12 protein-coding genes are annotated in these 15,102 nt (G+C 69.8%); 8 read left to right on the top strand and 4 right to left on the bottom strand.

Translation table 11 applies throughout. From position 1 onward, the window contains the following. The first annotated feature begins 6 nt into the window (after positions 1-6). The gene (locus tag MARPU_RS08980; RefSeq protein WP_005223822.1) at positions 7-1,002 is read left to right on the top strand and encodes a DUF368 domain-containing protein; all 996 of its coding nucleotides are present in this window, start codon (positions 7-9) and stop codon (positions 1,000-1,002) included. A 67-nt stretch (positions 1,003-1,069) separates the two neighbouring features. Then, positions 1,070-1,926, top strand: a protein-coding gene (locus MARPU_RS17165; protein WP_156929227.1) for an IS5 family transposase whose coding sequence is annotated in 2 segments (ribosomal slippage) — positions 1,070-1,412 and positions 1,412-1,926 — 858 coding nt in all. Because the reading frame shifts where the segments join, the coding sequence is not laid out codon by codon here. 526 nt (positions 1,927-2,452) lie between these two features. Here the strand turns inward: MARPU_RS17165 and hrpB are convergent. Further along, the gene (gene hrpB, locus MARPU_RS08965; protein ID WP_043762578.1) at positions 2,453-4,972 is read right to left on the bottom strand and encodes an ATP-dependent helicase HrpB; all 2,520 of its coding nucleotides are present in this window, start codon (positions 4,970-4,972) and stop codon (positions 2,453-2,455) included. A gap of 163 nt (positions 4,973-5,135) precedes the next feature. Here hrpB and MARPU_RS08960 point away from each other — a divergent pair, with 163 nt between their 5' ends. The 3 genes from MARPU_RS08960 to MARPU_RS08950 are packed head-to-tail and all read left to right on the top strand — an operon-like array spanning position 5,136 to position 8,645. Beyond that, positions 5,136-6,380 (top strand): paraquat-inducible protein A, encoded by a 1,245-nt coding sequence (locus MARPU_RS08960; RefSeq protein ID WP_005224202.1) that lies wholly within the window; start codon positions 5,136-5,138, stop codon positions 6,378-6,380. Further along, positions 6,355-8,022: a PqiB family protein gene (locus tag MARPU_RS08955; protein ID WP_005224201.1), complete on the top strand. Its 1,668-nt coding sequence runs from the start codon at positions 6,355-6,357 to the stop codon at positions 8,020-8,022. Before MARPU_RS08960 ends, MARPU_RS08955 begins: the two co-directional genes overlap by 26 nt. Then, complete coding sequence (locus MARPU_RS08950; RefSeq protein ID WP_005224200.1) at positions 8,019-8,645, top strand: PqiC family protein; 627 nt, start codon at positions 8,019-8,021, stop codon at positions 8,643-8,645. The genes MARPU_RS08955 and MARPU_RS08950 overlap by 4 nt, the downstream gene beginning before the upstream one ends. Here the strand turns inward: MARPU_RS08950 and MARPU_RS08945 are convergent. After that, entirely contained in the window at positions 8,633-10,309 is a 1,677-nt protein-coding gene (locus MARPU_RS08945) for a methyl-accepting chemotaxis protein (RefSeq protein WP_005224199.1), read from the bottom strand. The two genes, MARPU_RS08950 and MARPU_RS08945, sit on opposite strands and share 13 nt — an antisense overlap. A gap of 369 nt (positions 10,310-10,678) precedes the next feature. Here MARPU_RS08945 and MARPU_RS08940 point away from each other — a divergent pair, with 369 nt between their 5' ends. Continuing rightward, positions 10,679-11,884 carry an ammonium transporter gene (locus MARPU_RS08940; protein ID WP_025275229.1) on the top strand — a complete coding sequence of 402 codons (1,206 nt, stop codon included), beginning with the start codon at positions 10,679-10,681 and terminating at the stop codon, positions 11,882-11,884. Here the strand turns inward: MARPU_RS08940 and MARPU_RS08935 are convergent. Both MARPU_RS08935 and MARPU_RS08930 read right to left on the bottom strand, forming a co-directional pair. Then, on the bottom strand, positions 11,847-12,662 hold the full coding sequence (locus MARPU_RS08935; protein ID WP_005224197.1) for a DUF3050 domain-containing protein: 816 nt from the start codon (positions 12,660-12,662) through the stop codon (positions 11,847-11,849). The two genes, MARPU_RS08940 and MARPU_RS08935, sit on opposite strands and share 38 nt — an antisense overlap. A gap of 94 nt (positions 12,663-12,756) precedes the next feature. Continuing rightward, positions 12,757-13,500: a hypothetical protein gene (locus MARPU_RS08930; protein WP_005224196.1), complete on the bottom strand. Its 744-nt coding sequence runs from the start codon at positions 13,498-13,500 to the stop codon at positions 12,757-12,759. Between the two features lie 89 nt (positions 13,501-13,589). Between MARPU_RS08930 and MARPU_RS08925 the strand changes: the two genes are divergently transcribed. Continuing rightward, positions 13,590-14,462, top strand: a complete 873-nt coding sequence (locus MARPU_RS08925; RefSeq protein WP_025275228.1) for a PHP domain-containing protein — start codon at positions 13,590-13,592, stop codon at positions 14,460-14,462. Positions 14,463-14,472: 10 nt separating this feature from the next. Continuing rightward, positions 14,473-15,093, top strand: coding sequence for an L-threonylcarbamoyladenylate synthase (locus MARPU_RS08920; RefSeq protein ID WP_005224194.1), 621 nt, complete (start codon positions 14,473-14,475; stop codon positions 15,091-15,093). The last annotated feature ends 9 nt before the right edge of the window (positions 15,094-15,102 follow it).

Genomic DNA, 15,102 nt, shown 5'->3' with positions numbered 1-15,102 from the left:
GGGGCGATGCGCAATCCGCCGGCGATCGACATCGGGCGCGCCGGGGTGGTGCTGCGTGGCGCGGCGATGGGGGTGGCCGAGATCATCCCCGGGGTCTCGGGCGGCACCATCGCCTTCGTCAGCGGCATCTACGAACGGTTGATCGAGGCGATCCGGGCCGTCGGTCCGGGGCTGGTCGGGGTCGCCCGCCGCGAGGGGGTGGCGGGTGTGTGGCGGACGATCGACGGCAACTTCTTGACGCTTCTGCTCGGCGGCATGGTCGTCGGCCTGCTCACCGGACTGTTCACCGTCTCCTGGCTGCTCGAACACCATCCGCCGCTGGTGTGGGGTTTCTTCTTCGGCTTGATCCTCGCCTCCATCCTGCACATGGCCCGCCGCATCGAGCGCTGGGATGCCACCGGGCTGGGGTTGCTCGTACTCGGTGCGGTGTTCGCCTATGCGCTCACCGTGCTCACCCCGGCGCAGGGCTCCGAGGCGCTGTGGTTCGTCTTCTGCTGCGGCGTCATCGCCATCTCGGCGCTGATCCTGCCGGGGATCTCGGGGAGCTTCATGCTGCTCCTGCTCGGCATGTACCAGTTCATCATCCACGACACCCTCAAGGGGGTGCTGGTCGACTACAGCCCGGAGCGGCTGCTGGTGCTCGGGGTGTTCGTGCTCGGCTGCGTGGTCGGACTGATGACCCTCTCGCGGCTGCTCTCCTGGACCTTCCACCGCTTCCACGCCCAGACCCTGGCGCTGCTCACCGGCTTCCTCATCGGCTCGCTCAACAAGATCTACCCCTGGCGCAACCCGGTCGACTGGCTGCGCGATGCCGAGGGCGGGATCGTGATGGCCGCCGATGGATTCACCCCCCACAAGATCATCGCCGAGAGCAACGTCCTCCCCGGCGCCTACCACGGCGACCCGCTGCTGATCGGCACCCTGATCGCCTGTCTCCTCGGCGTCCTCTCCGTGCTCGCCTTCGAGCGCCTCGCCGAGCAGGGGGCCGAGGGGACGGGTTGAACCGCTACGTTTTGTACGAAAACCCTGCTTGTTACACTGACCTCGTTCTTGCAGGAGAAGAGGCCAGATGTCGAGACGTTACGAACTCCCAGAAGAGGCCTGGGAGCTGATCGCCGATCTGTTTTCCCATCCGCAGCGTACCGGTCGCCCACGCCGGGATGACCGCCTGATGCTCAACGGCATCTTCTGGGTGCTGTGCTCGGGTGCAGCGTGGCGCGACCTGCCTGAGCGCTTCGGTCCTTGGTCGACGGTCTACCAGCGGTTTCGCGACTGGCGTGACGACGGCACCTTCACCAAGGTCCTGGACCGGCTGCACATTCGGCTGCGCGAGGATGGGTTGATCGATCTGGAGACCTGGATGATCGACTCGACCTCGATCCGTGCCACGCGCGCCGCCGCTGGCGGCGGAAAAAAGGGGGGCCGCAGGAGCCGCTGAGCCATGCGCTCGGGCGCAGTCGCGGCGGCCTGACGACCAAGATCCACCTGCTCTGCGATGCCAAGGGCGTTCCCTTGAGCTTTCTGCTCTCCCCAGGCCAGCACAGCGACATTCGCCATGCCCAACCGCTCCTCGATCAGGTCCGCTTGCCCAGCGCTCATCGAGGTCGTCCGCGCACCCGTTGCCGCCAACTGCTCGCCGACAAGGGCTACGATGCCGACGACTTACGCCGCTATTGCGATCGGCGCGGCATCCGTCCGGTGATCCCGCAGCGCAAGGGCGTGCGCAAACCCAAGCCTGGCCGCCCTCGGATACTGAACAAGCCCAGCTATTGCAAGCGCAACGTCATCGAGCGGCTGTTCGGCTGGCTCAAGTCCTGTCGACGCATCGCCACCCGTTACGACAAGTTGGCGACCAGCTTCTCGGCAATGTTCACGCTTGCTTGCATCCGTAGATGCCTCAGGCACTACTTTTCGTACAAAACGTAAGGCGCGAAGGGCGCGAAGGAAAGAAAAGACTTCGGTTTCGGTCTTCAGCGACCAGTCAGCCATTGTCTTCGACCACGCGTGATTCGGGCTGGCCACCGAGAACTCTCGATCGACTTTGCGTGCTTGGCGTCTTGGCGGTTTGAACCAGCTTCCAGCGATCAGTCGCCAGTCTCCAGTCTCCAGTCTCCAGTCTCCAGTCTCCAGTCTCCAGTCTCCAGTCTCCAGTCTCCAGTCTCCAGTCTCCAGTCTCCAGTCTCCAGTCTCCAGTCTCCAGTCTCCAGTCTCCAGTCTCCAGTCTCCAGCGAGAGGATCGCCGGGGATTGTCGGAGTGCAAAGACCAAAGGGATAACGCGCTTCCAGCCCCGCCGGTTGGGCTGCCGCTGCGCGGCAACCCGACAGCTGCGTCAAGGTCTCGGGATTGACGCCGATCCCCGAGGAAGGTCCGCGTGGGCGGCAGCTACCCAACCTACGACGCTGGTGGCCGAGGGCTGCTCGCTGACAGCTGCTCGCAGGTCGGCCGCGCCCGCTACCGCCGCCGACGCTGCAGTCCGCCGGTGACGGCGTCGGCGGCGGTGGGGTCCTCGGGCCAGTGGTGCTTGGGGTAGCGCCCGCGCAGCTCCTTGCGCACTTCTGTATAGCCCTGGGCCCAGAAGCTGGCGAGATCCTGGGTGACCTGGATCGGGCGGCGCGCCGGGGAGAGCAGATGGAGCAGCACCGCCACCCGGCCGTCGCATACCCGCGGGGTCTCGCGCAGTCCGAACAGCTCCTGCAGCGGCACGGCGAGCACCGGTGGTCCGTCGCTGGCGTAGTCGAGACGGCGCTGGTTGCCCGCCGGGGTGCGCAGATGGGTCGGTGCGGCCCGGTCGAGCCGCTGGCGTTGGTCCCAGTCGAGCAGGCCGAGCAGCAGCTCGGCCGCCTCCAGGCGCCGGGTCTCGCTCAGTCGCGACTTGCCGATCAGCCAGGGATCGAGCCAGTCGGCGGCGCGCGCGTGCAGTCCCTCGGCGCTGGGATCGGGCCAGCCGCCCTGGGGGTCGTGGGCGCGCAGCAGGGCGATGCGGGCGCGCAGCTGCGTGGCGCCATCGTCCCAGCGCAGCGCCCGCTCGGGGTCGGCGAGCACCTGTTCGCGCAGCAGTTCGAGCACCGCCGGGTCGTCGGGCAGCGGCAGCGGGCGCGCCTCGAGGGTGAGGGCATCGAGCCGGGTGAGGGCGCGCGCGCGCACCGCCTCGTGCTCGGCGTCCCAGTCGCAGCGGGTCTCGGTGTGGATGCGCTGCGCGCAAACGGCGTGCAGGGTGTCGGCGTCGATCGCCAGGGCGTGACGGATGCGCCCGTCGCGACCCTGGGCGTCGAGTTCGGCGACGACCAGATAGGGGCTGGCGGTGAGCGCATCGGCCGGGTCGAGCCGCGCGCCGTTACCGGCGGCGAGCAGATAGCGCTCGCCGCGGGCATCGCGCCGCTGGGCGATGCGCTCGGGGTAGGCGAGGGCGAGCAGCGCGCCCGGGGTGCGGGCCGTGCCCGGCGGGTGGCTGGCGCGCGCGACCCGCTCGCCGAGCTGACGCGCGGCGCGTGCCACGGCGTCGAGCCGGCGCGGGTCGAAGCCGGGCGTCGGGCGGCGCGCGCGTCGTTGCGCTAGCGCCTGCAGCCGCGCGCCGAGATCGGCTGGTGAGCTGAGCGCGCGCGGGTCGAGCGCCGGGTCGCGCTCGCTGAGCAGGGCGCCGAGGTCGGCGGCGAACGTGCGCGCCTCGGGCGCGGCGCCGAGCAGCATCACCCCGAGCCGGGGATGGAGCGGCAGCTGGGCGAGCGCGCGCCCGAGCGCGGTGATGGCGCCGCGCGCATCGAGCGCGCCGAGCGTCTGGAGGAGGGCGCGGCCCTGCGCCCAGGCCGGGCGCGGCGGTGGATCGAGCCAGGCCAGCTCGGCGGGGTCGGCGACCCCCCAGAGCGCGAGTTCGAGGGCCAGCGGCGCGAGGTCGGCCTGGAGGATCTCGGGGTCGCGCTGCGCGGCGCGCCCCCGCGCCTGCTCGCGGGTCCACAGCCGGTAGCAGTGACCCGGCCCGAGCCGCCCGGCGCGCCCGGCACGCTGTTCGGCCGAGGCGAGCGAGACCGGCTCGGTGACCAAGCGGGTGAGCCCGGTGTTGGGGTCGAAGCGCGGCTTGCGGGTGAGCCCGCCGTCGATCACCACGCCGACGCCCTCGATGGTGAGGCTGGTCTCGGCGATGTCGGTAGCGAGGATCACCCGCCGTCGTCCGGGCGTGGGCGGGGCGAGGGCGCGCGCCTGCTCGGCGCTGGGCAGGCTGCCGTGGAGGGCGAGCAGGTCGATCTCGGGGCCGAGCCGGGGGGTAAGTGCTGCGCGACAGCGCTCGATCTCGCGCACCCCGGGGAGGAAGGCGAGGAGGTCGTCGTCGTGCGCGGCGAGCGCGTGCACCACCGCGCCGACCAGCCCCGCCGGCTGCTCGACCGGGCGTTCGGTATGGTGCACCGTGACCGGATAGGTGCGCCCGGCGGCGCGGATCGTCGCGGCGCCGCCGAGCAGCGCGGCCACCGGCTCGGCCTCAATCGTCGCCGACATCACCAGCACCCGCAGTTCGGGGCGCAGGTTGGCGACCACGTCGAGCACCAGCGCCAGCCCCAGATCGGCGTGCAGGCTGCGCTCGTGGAACTCGTCGAAGATCACCAGATCGACCCCGCTGAGTTCGGGGTCGTGCTGCAACCGGCGGGTGAGGATGCCCTCGGTGAGCACCTCGATGCGGGTCGCCGGGCCGATCCGGCGCTCGAAGCGCACCTGGTAGCCGACCGTCTCGCCGAGCGGCTCGTTGCACAGCGCGGCCATCCGCGCGGCGGTCATCCGCGCCGCCGGGCGGCGCGGCTCGAGCATCAGGATGCGCCCGCCGATCAGCCCCTCGGCCTCGAGCAGGGCGAGCGGCGCGCGGGTCGACTTGCCCGAGCCGGTGGGGGCCTGGAGCAGGGCGTGGCCGTGGCGCAGGGCCTCGATCAGCGCCGACAGGCTGGTCTCGATCGGCAGTGGGGCGGGGCTGGACGTGTGCTGTGACATGCGTGCGGTCGGGACGGCTGTGCCCCGGGGGTGCATCGACGCCGGGGCGGTGGAACAATGGTGTCGCGCCCGGGATCGGGGATGGCGCGATCGCGCGGCGCATTGTCGTGCCTCCGGCCGCGCTTGGCCAGGGGTGATGTCTCCCGCTGCCGAATCTGCAACGATGCCGCAACCTGCCCTGAATGAGTGTCTCGAGTGCGGTCTGCTGCAGCGTTGCCCGCCGCTGCCGCGCGGTGGCGCCGCGCGCTGCGTGCGCTGTGGCAGCGTGCTGCGCCGTCACCGCCCCGACAGTCTCGAGCGCACCCTGGCGCTCACCCTCGCCGGGCTGGTGCTGTTCGTGATCGCCAACGCCTTCCCCTTCCTCGCCTTTCGCATGCAGGGGCAGGTCACCGAGACCACGCTGCTGACCGGGGTGGCCGAACTCTATCGCGGCGGGCAGTGGGAGATCGCCCTGGTGGTGCTCTTCACCAGCGTGCTGGCGCCGGGGCTGCAGCTCCTGCTGCTGCTCGCGGTGCTCGCGCCGCTGCGTCTGGCGCGCGCGCCGCGCTGGCTGCCGCGGCTGTTTCGCTGGATGCGGACCCTCGCGCCCTGGGGGATGATGGACGTATTCATGCTCGGCATCCTGGTGGCGGTGGTCAAGCTCGCCGACATGGCCACCATCGTCCCCGGCACCTCGCTGTTCGCCTTCGCGGTGCTGATCCTGGTGCTCGCCGCCGCCCAGTCGAGCCTCGACCCCGACCTGGTGTGGTCGCGGGTGGCGCTGGCGCCGGCGCCGGCGCCGCGTCCCGGCGACGCGCACCGCACCTGCGAGGTATGCGCGCTGGTGGTGGTGCCGGGTCGCGCGCGCGATGGGCGCTGTCCGCGCTGTGGCGCGGCGTTGCACCGACGCAAGCCCGAGAGCCTGCAGCGCACTTGGGCGCTGGTGCTGGCGGCGCTGATCTGCTACGTGCCGGCGAACCTGCTGCCGATCATGACCGTCACGTCGCTCGGACGCAGCCAATCGGATACCATCTTCAGCGGCGTGGTCTTCCTCTTCGGGCATGGCATGTGGCCGCTGGGGCTGGTGGTGTTCGTCGCCAGCGTGTTCGTGCCGCTGCTCAAGCTGTTGATCCTCATCGGCTTGTTGCTCTCGGTGCAGATGCGCACGCGTTGGCGACCCCGCGAACGCACCCGGCTCTACCGGCTGACCGAGGCGATCGGGCGCTGGTCGATGGTCGACGTCTATGTGGTGACCATCCTGGTGGCGCTGGTGCGCCTGGGCAATCTCGCCAGCGTCGAGGCCGAGACCGGCGCCATCTTCTTCTGCGCGGTGGTGGTACTGACCATGATCGCGGCGATGTCATTCGACCCCAGACTGATCTGGGACCGCTTGGAGCTGCAGCATGTCAGAGACCGCCGGGCGCCGTGACGGCGCACCCGCCCTGCCGGAGGCCGAGGTGCGGGTGCGCGGTGCGCCCTCGCTGGTGTGGCTGATCCCACTGCTGGCGCTGGCCATCGGCGCCTGGCTGGCGCTGAAAACGCTCAGCGAGCAGGGACCGACCATCACCGTCCGCTTCCCCAGCGCCGCCGGGCTGCAGGCGGGCAAGACCAAGGTCAAGTTCAAGGACGTCGAGGTCGGCCAGGTGACGGCGATCGACGTCAGCCAGGATCTCGACTCGGTGATCGTCACCGCCGAACTCAAGCACGGCAGCGCCCATCTGCTCAACGCCGAGACCCGCTTCTGGGTCGAGCGCCCGCGGGTGAGCGCGAGCCGGGTCTCCGGGCTCGAGACGCTGCTCTCGGGGGCCTTCATCGCCCTCGATCCGGGCAGCAGCGGCGCCACGCGGCGCGACTTCGTCGGTCTCGACGAGCCGCCGCTGTTCACCACCGACGCGCCCGGCACCCGCTTCGTGCTGCGTGCCGCGACCCTGGGCTCGCTCAACATCGGCTCGCCGGTCTACTACCGTCAGATCCAGGTCGGGCAGGTGGTCGGGTTTGCGCTCGAGGACGACGCCAGCGCGGTGCGCATCGAACTCTTCATCCCCACCCCGCACGATGCCCTGATCAGCGCCGAGACCCGTTTCTGGAACGCCAGCGGCGTCGACATCTCGCTCAGCGGCGCGGGGATCAGCCTCGACACCCAGTCGCTGATCTCGGTGTTGCTCGGCGGGGTGGCCTTCGACACCCCCGACACCATCGCCGGCAGCGGCGCGCGCGCCCAGCCGCTCGATGTCTTCCCGCTCTATCCCAATCGCGAGGCGGCGCACGCCAAGACCTATGCCGCCAAGTCGCACTATCTGCTGCTGTTCGAGGGCTCGGTGCGCGGGCTGAGCATCGGCGCGCCGGTGATGCTGCGCGGCATCGAGATCGGTCAGGTGCTCGACATCCAGTTGCAGTTCGACCCCGAGGCCGAGACCTTCCGCATCCCGGTGCTGATCGAGATCGAACCCGAGCGTATCGCGCTGCGCGAGGCCGAGCACGTCCCCGACCACGCGCACATGCTCGAGCGGTTGGTCGCGCTCGGGCTGCGCGCTCAGCTCAAGCTCGCCAGCCTGATCACCGGCCAGCTCTATGTCGAACTCGACATCGATCCCGAGACACCCTCAACGGGTCTCGGTCGCTATGGCGACTATGTCGTCATCCCCAGCCGGCCGACGCCGCTCGAGGCACTCACCGGCAAGCTCGAGCGCATCCTCTCGCGGCTCGAGCAGGTGCCCTTCGAGCGGATCGGTGCCGATCTCGGCCAGACCCTGGGGCGGGTGCGCGAGGTGGTCGACAGCGGGGTGCTGAGCCAGTTCGGCGAGGACCTGGAGGACACCCTGGCGAGTCTGCGCGGGCTCGCCGAGCAGCTCGACGGCGAGGTCGCCCCGGCGCTGCGCGGTACCCTGGAGGAGGCGCGTGCGACCTTCGCTCATGCCGGGGCGATGCTCGACCCCGAGGCGGCGACGACACGCGAGTTCAGAACCATGCTGCGGGAGACGGCCGAGGCGGCGCGCGCGGTGCGCGACCTGGCCGATTATCTGGAGCGGCATCCGGAGGCCCTGATCCAGGGCAAGGGAGGTCTACGATGACGCAGCGCCGATGGCGATTGGCCACAGTCGCGCTGGTGGCGGCGGTGAGTGCGGGGTGCGCCAGCTCGCCGCCGGCACGGTTCTATGCGCTGAGTGCGGTGGCGGTGGCACCCCCCGAGGCGCGCGCCCCGGGGCTCGCCGTCGGGGTCGGGCCGCTGATGCTGCCGGAGTATCTCGATCGCGCCCAGCTCGTCACCCGCGAGTCGGGCAACCGGCTGCGTATCGACGAGTTCGAGCGCTGGGGCGGCTCGCTGCGCGACGACTTCCTGCGGGTGTGGAGCGAGAACCTGGCGCGCGCGCTCGGTAGCGAGCGGGTACGGCTGCTCGAGGGCGAGCTGCGCTATGGGGTCGATCTGCGGGTCGGCGCCGAGCTGCTCGCCTTCGAGGGGGACGACGACGGCAGCGCTCGGCTCAAGGTGCGCTGGGTGGTGCGCGACGGCGCGGGTCGGCGCACCCTGCTGGTGCGCGAGAGCGACGATCGTCAGCCGGTAGCCGCGCCCGGCGACAGCCGTGCCCTGGTCGCCGCCCTCGATCAGTTGCTCGCGCGCTTCAGTGCCGAGGTCGCCGTCGCGCTCGCGGCGCTGCCGCCGATCCCGCCCGAGACCGCCGATCAGGCGCGGTAGCCGATGCGAAAACCGCCCCAGTGGCGTCCGCGCACGTACACCGGCGCGGAGATGTCGTGCATGATCTCGCCGGTGTCGCGGCGGTAGGTCTGGATCAGGAAGGGCAGCTCGTGGGCGCCGCACTGGCGCCCGACCGGGTCCTCGAAGATGCGCTTGGTGCGGTTGTGCAGCAGGTCGTGATCGCGATCGCCGGTCAGCGGCTGGGAGAAGCGCTGGTTGTGGGTCGGCACATAGCCGGTGCGGTCGCAGCCGATGGCATAGGCGACGTGGGCGTTGGCCTTGAGGACCGGCTCCTGGAGCGGCGGGAAGAGCCGGTCGGTGAGCCGGTCGAAGTCGGTGCTGTATTTCTTCGGCTCGGTGTCGGGGATCGGCCGGTAGTCGCTCTCGAACAGGTTGCGTTCGCTGATCTCGCCACTGTCCACCGCGCGTTCGAGCTGGGCGCCGATCGCGCGCGCGAGCCGCTGCGCCAGCTCGGGCATCTGCTGATGGGTCCGGGTGGCCTGCTCGCCGGCGGCGCCGAGCCGGAAGACCTTGCTGATCTCGTGCAGATTGGTCGCCAGCCCCTCGAGCGCCTGGACCTCCCGCAGTGTCGCCGCAGCGCCCTCGGCGTTGCGTTCGGCCATCTCGCTGATCTCCTGCACATGGTGACTGACGCGCTGGGCCTCGTTGCCCTGCTGAGCGATCTCGGCGGCGATGCCGGCGATGCGCTCGAGGCTGCGTGCCGCGCCCTGGTCGATCCCGGTCAGCGCGCTGGCCGCCTGAGTGGCGAGATCGCTCCCGGACTGCGCCTGATCGCTGCCGGCGCCGATCGCCGCGACCGCCTCGCGGGTCTCGGTCTGGATGGTGGTGATCACCTCGCCGATCTCGGTGGTGGCCTTCGCGGTGCGCTCGGCGAGCTTGCGCACCTCGTCGGCGACCACCGCGAAGCCGCGTCCGGCCTCGCCGGCGCGCGCTGCCTCGATCGCGGCATTGAGCGCGAGCAGGTTGGTCTGGTCGGCGATCTCGCGAATGGTGCGCACGATCCCGCCGATCTCTTCGGAGCGTTCGCCGAGCGCGGCGATCAGTTGCGCCGAGCGTCCGACCGAGTCGGCGATGCGGGCGATCTCGGCGGCGGCCTCGGAGACGATGTGGCTGCCGTGTTGCGACAGCGTGCGCGCCTCCTCGGCGTCGCTGGCCGAGTCGCGGGCGTGTTCGGCCACCACTTCGACCCCGGCGCTCATCTCGCCGATGGTCTGAGCCATGCGCGCCGAGGCCTCGCCCTGTGCCGCCGAGTCGTCGGCCAGGGCGCGGGCGTTGGCGGCGAGGGTGTCGGCCGCTTCGGCGAGTCGCTGGGCGTCGTAGAGGACCTTGCCGATGATCCCCTGGAAGCTCTCGATCAGGGTGTTGTAGTGCCGGGCGCAGTGACCGGCGGGGCTGGTCGAGACCGTGGCGCGGCGGGCGAGGTCACCGTCGGCGCGGGTGCGCGCGAGCACATCGGCAAAGCCCCTGAGTTCGGCACCGAGGGTGCGTTCGAGGAGCAGCCAGGCGGTCGCGCCGAGCAGGAGCGCGAGCACCAGTTGTCCACCGAGGACGGTCATCGAAAGGGCGCCGCTCGCTAGCGCGAGCGCGCATCCACCAAGCCCGGACAGGACGCCCAGGGTCATGCCGATCATCCAGAATCGCATATCGAGTGGTCTCATGCTGCCGCGCTTGGTGCGCGGTCTTTCGTTGTGGTGGCATAGACGTCGCTCCTGCTCCGACGCCGCTCTCTAGAGGGCATTCTAGCGGTATCCGTGGATGCTTCGTGTACCCCTGTCGTCGCTTAAACACGAATGCCCCCTTAGAGTGCGAGGTTGGTCGCATTGCTCCATCGTGGTGCGATGCCGATTGGGGCATGGGTGTTCGACGGGGCGCTTGCACCGTGAGGGGGCGAGGCGTGATCGCTTGGTGCCTCAGCGGCTTAGGACGCTCGCCGATGCGCGGCACTTGGGTGTTGGTCTGGATCGTGCTTAATGGCCCCCCGCTGAATTGATCCAAGGGGTTTCCTCGACATGATGCAGCCTTCCCAGGCGGGCACGGATGTGCTCTTTCTACTCGTCGGTGCGGTGATGGTGCTGGCCATGCACGCCGGCTTCGCCTTTCTCGAGGTCGGGACCGTCCGTGCCAAGAACCAGGTCAATGCGCTGGCCAAGATCATGGCCGATTTCGCGGTCTCGACCATCGCCTATTTCTTCATCGGCTACAGCCTCGCCTATGGCATCGACTTCTTCAGCGGCGCCGAGGTGCTGCAGGAGAAGAACGGCTACGAGCTGATGCGCTTTTTCTTCCTGCTGACCTTCGCTGCGGCGATCCCGGCGATCGTCTCCGGCGGCATCGCCGAGCGCGCGCGCTTCTATCCGCAGCTGCTCGCCTCCTTTCTCGTCGTCGGCTTGCTCTATCCGAGCTTCGAGGGCGTGGTCTGGAATGGTGCACTCGGGGTGCAGGCGTGGCTCGAGACGCACCTCGGTGCGCCCTTCCACGACTTCGCCGGCTCCGTGGTGGTGCACGGTTTCGGCGGCTGGCTTGCCCTGGCTGCGGTGTTGCTGCTCGGCGCGCGTCAGGGGCGCTATCGCCGCGACGGCACCATGCTCGCGCACCCGCCGTCCTCGATCCCCTTCCTCTCGCTCGGCGCCTGGACCCTCACCGTCGGCTGGTTCGGCTTCAACGTGATGTCGGCGCAGAGCGTGGAGGCGGTGAGCGGGCTGGTGGCGGTCAACTCGCTGATGGCGATGGTCGGCGGCATCCTCGCGGCGCTGCTGGCCGGGCGCAAGGATCCGGGCTTTCTCCACAACGGGCCGCTCGCCGGGCTGGTGGCGGTGTGCGCCGGCTCCGACCTGATGCACCCGCTCGGCGCCCTGGCAACCGGCGCCGTGGCCGGGGCGATCTTCGTCTACACCTTCACCCTGGCGCAGAACCGCTGGCGCATCGACGACGTCCTCGGGGTGTGGCCGCTGCACGGGCTCTGCGGGCTCTGGGGCGGGCTTGCGGCGGGGATCTTCGGTCTGCCGCTGCTCGGTGGTCTGGGCGGGGTGAGCCTCGCCTCACAGGCCCTCGGCAGTCTCGCCGGGGCGCTGTTCGCCTTCGTCGGCGGTGCGCTGGTCTACGGCATGGCCAAGGGGCTGTTCGGCATCCGGCTGAGCGACGAGGAGGAGTCTCTCGGCGCCGACCTCAGCATCCACCGCATCACCGCGCAGCCTGACTACAATCGCGGCGAGGTCTGAGCGGCGGTGTCGCGCCGAGCGCCTCGTAGACCCCGTCCCAGAGACGGATACGGGCGCACAGCGCCTCCTCGGCGGCGGTCTCGGCCTCCTCGATGCGGCGCGGGTCGTCATCGCACAGCACCTCGAGCAGGCGCATCGACAGCGGGCCGTGGAAGTCGCTGTCGAGTTCGATGTGGCGTTGCAGGTAGGCGTGGAAGATCGGCGCCCGCTCCGGGGTGATCGCCATGTCCTCGAGCAGTCGGCGGAACAGCATCGGGATCAGCGTCTCGCGGCCATGGGCGAGGGCGGCGGCGGCCAGGTGCGGCTTGCCCTCGCGGATGAAGCCGAAGGTGGTCTCGGTGAAGTAGCGCGCCGGCAGCGGCACCAGCTCGGGGTCGTAGAGCAGCGCGTCGAGCGGCTCGCGGGCGAGTCGCGCGACGAAGCGGCGCGCGGGCTCGGGGTCGGCGCCGACCTCGGTCATGGCGCGGCAATAGAGTTCGAAGTGGCTGGCGTAGAGGGGCGTGGCGGCGCTGGCTTCGAGGACGTCGGACTCCTCCTCGAGGACCAGCTGGTTGATGAAGTAGCGCAGCGCTGGGTCGCCCTGTGGCCGCCACGGCAGGTCGGTCGGGGCGAGCTGACGCTGCAGGTACTTGATCAGCGACATGAAGTCCCACACCGAGTACACGTGGTGCTGCATGAAGATACGCAGCTGTCCGATGTCCTCGATGGCGGCATAGATGGGGTGCCGCTCGAGTTGCTGCCGCAGTGGTTGGAGGTGATCGAGATCGGGTGATGTCATGCGCCTGTCCTCGTGATCGAATCATTCCTTGGGTCTCGAGACATCACTATAGGCGAGCGCGTGCGATCGGGTGGCGGCCGGCGGGGGCGGGACGTTAGTGCAACCGGGTCTGCTGTGTCCAGCGACTGTAGTAGGTCTGCATCAGCGCCCGGACCGGCTCGGGGTAGTCGCGCGTCTCCATCTGCTCCATGCCCTCGCGGAAGAACCCCGGCGCCAGCTCCGGGGCCAGCTCGATGAGCGCCTCGAAGGCCTCGCGCATCAGCGCTGGCTGCTGGGTGCGGGTGGCGACGATGGCGCGGTTGTAGAGCAGCACCCGCCAGGCGCGGGCGGCCTCGGGACTGGCCGGGTCCTGCAGCCGCTCGGCGCCGATGCCGTCGAGGATCTCGGAGATCAGTCGGTGCAGGACCAGTAACTCATCGGGATCGGCGGTGGTGTTGGCCAGTCCGGCGGCGGCGTCGACCAGTGGCGCGGGGCGCAGCAACTCGCCGCCGTGGCGCAGCACCCAGCAGCTCAGTGGCAGCGCCAAGGTGGTGACGCGCCGGGCCAGCGTCGGCAGTTGCAGCGCGCGGGCGATCGCGGCGAGTTCGGCGAGCAGGTCGAGCCCGTGGATGAGTCGCTGGGTGAGTGCGCGCTCGCGGGCGTAGAGGTCGAACTCGCCGTCTCGCGCCGGACCCAGCGTGCTGGTCTCGAGCGTGGCGAGCAGCCGGTCGAGCGCTTCGAGCGGCACGCCGGGGTCGTTCTCGGGCGGATTGGTCGCGCCCTCGAAGGCGTCACGGATCTCGTCGCCGATCTCGGTGAGTCGCTGGGCGATGCGGGACAGGTCGACCGGAGCTAGCATGCTGGGATGATCCTCGCGCGGATGGGTCGGGGTGAGAGAGTCGCCAAGCCGACGCCACCTCCGCGCCCGCCTTGCGGTAGACTAGCATGATGATCCCGATTCCCGATCTGCACACCCATTCGACCGCCTCCGATGGAACCCTGTCCCCTGGCGCGCTGATCGAGCGCGCCGCGCGCGCCGGTCTGACGACCTTGGCGCTGACCGACCACGACACCACCGCCGGGGTCGAGGAGGCCGCCGCCGCGGCTGCGGGCCGTGGCTTGACGCTGGTGCCCGGGGTCGAGGTCTCGGTCACCTGGAACGCCCGTACCATCCATGTGGTAGGGCTCAAGGTCGACCCTGTCAACCCCGAGCTTGCACAGGGGCTGGCGCGGTTGCGCGCGTTTCGCGACTGGCGCGCCAAGGAGATCGGGCGACGGCTGGCCAGGCACGGTATCCACGGCGCCTACGAGGGCGCGCGTGCGCGCTCCGGGGGGCAGCTGATCGGGCGTACGCACTTTGCCCGTTTCCTCGTCGAGCAGCGCTTGGCCGCCGACACCAGTGATGTGTTCAAGCGCTTTCTCACCACCGGCAAGCCGGGGCATGTCGCCGGCGACTGGGCGAGCCTGGAGGAGGCGGTGAGCTGGATCCGCACCGCCGGCGGTCAGGCGGTGATCGCCCACCCCGCGCGCTACCGGCTCACCCGCACCAAGCTGTTGCAGCTAATCGGTGAGTTCCGCGAACACGGCGGTTGCGGGATCGAGGTAGTGACCAGCAGCCACAGCCGCGACGAGATCTTCACCTTCGCCCGTCACGCCCGCGAGCAACGCCTGCTGGCCTCGGCGGGTTCGGATTATCACGGTCCCGAGCAGCCCTGGTTGATGCTCGGACGGTTGCCGCCGCTGCCCGACGGGTGCGTCCCGATCTGGCGCGATTGGTCGTCGTGCGCCGTCCTCGACGATGCCGCGCGCGCGACCTGTTAAGGACACAGAGATGGCGCAGTTCTTCCAGATTCATCCGGTCAATCCGCAGCCACGGCTGATCCGTCGCGCGGTGGAGATCCTGCTCAAAGGCGGGGTGATCGTCTATCCCACCGACTCCTCCTACGCGCTCGGCTGTCAGCTCGGCGAGAAGTCGGCGATGGAACGCATCCGCCGCATCCGTCGCCTCGACGACAAGCACAACTTCACCCTGGTCTGTCGCGATCTCTCCGAGATCACCACCTATGCCAAGATCGACAACCAGGCCTTCCGTCTGCTCAAGTCGCTGACCCCCGGACCCTATACCTTCATCCACCACGCCACCAAGCAGGTGCCGCGCCGACTGCTCCACCCCAAACGCAAGGCGATCGGCATTCGCGTACCGGACAACGAGATCTGTCGCGCGCTGCTCGGCGAACTCGACCAGCCGATCCTCAGCTCGACGCTGATCATGCCCGATGACGAGCACCCGCTGACCGATCCTTACGACATGCGCGAGCTGCTCGACAAGCATGTCGATCTGGTCATTGACGGCGATTTCTGTGGGCTCGAGCCGACCACGGTGATCGACATGACCGCCGAGCCCCCCGAGGTCGTCCGCCAGGGCAAGGGCGAAGCCGCCCCGCTGAGCTGAGCCCACGAT

The organism is Marichromatium purpuratum 984, assembly GCF_000224005.2.
GTDB lineage: Bacteria > Pseudomonadota > Gammaproteobacteria > Chromatiales > Chromatiaceae > Marichromatium > Marichromatium purpuratum.
Note: the sequence above shows the minus strand (reverse complement) of the source record. Positions and strands in the feature narration are given on the sequence as shown.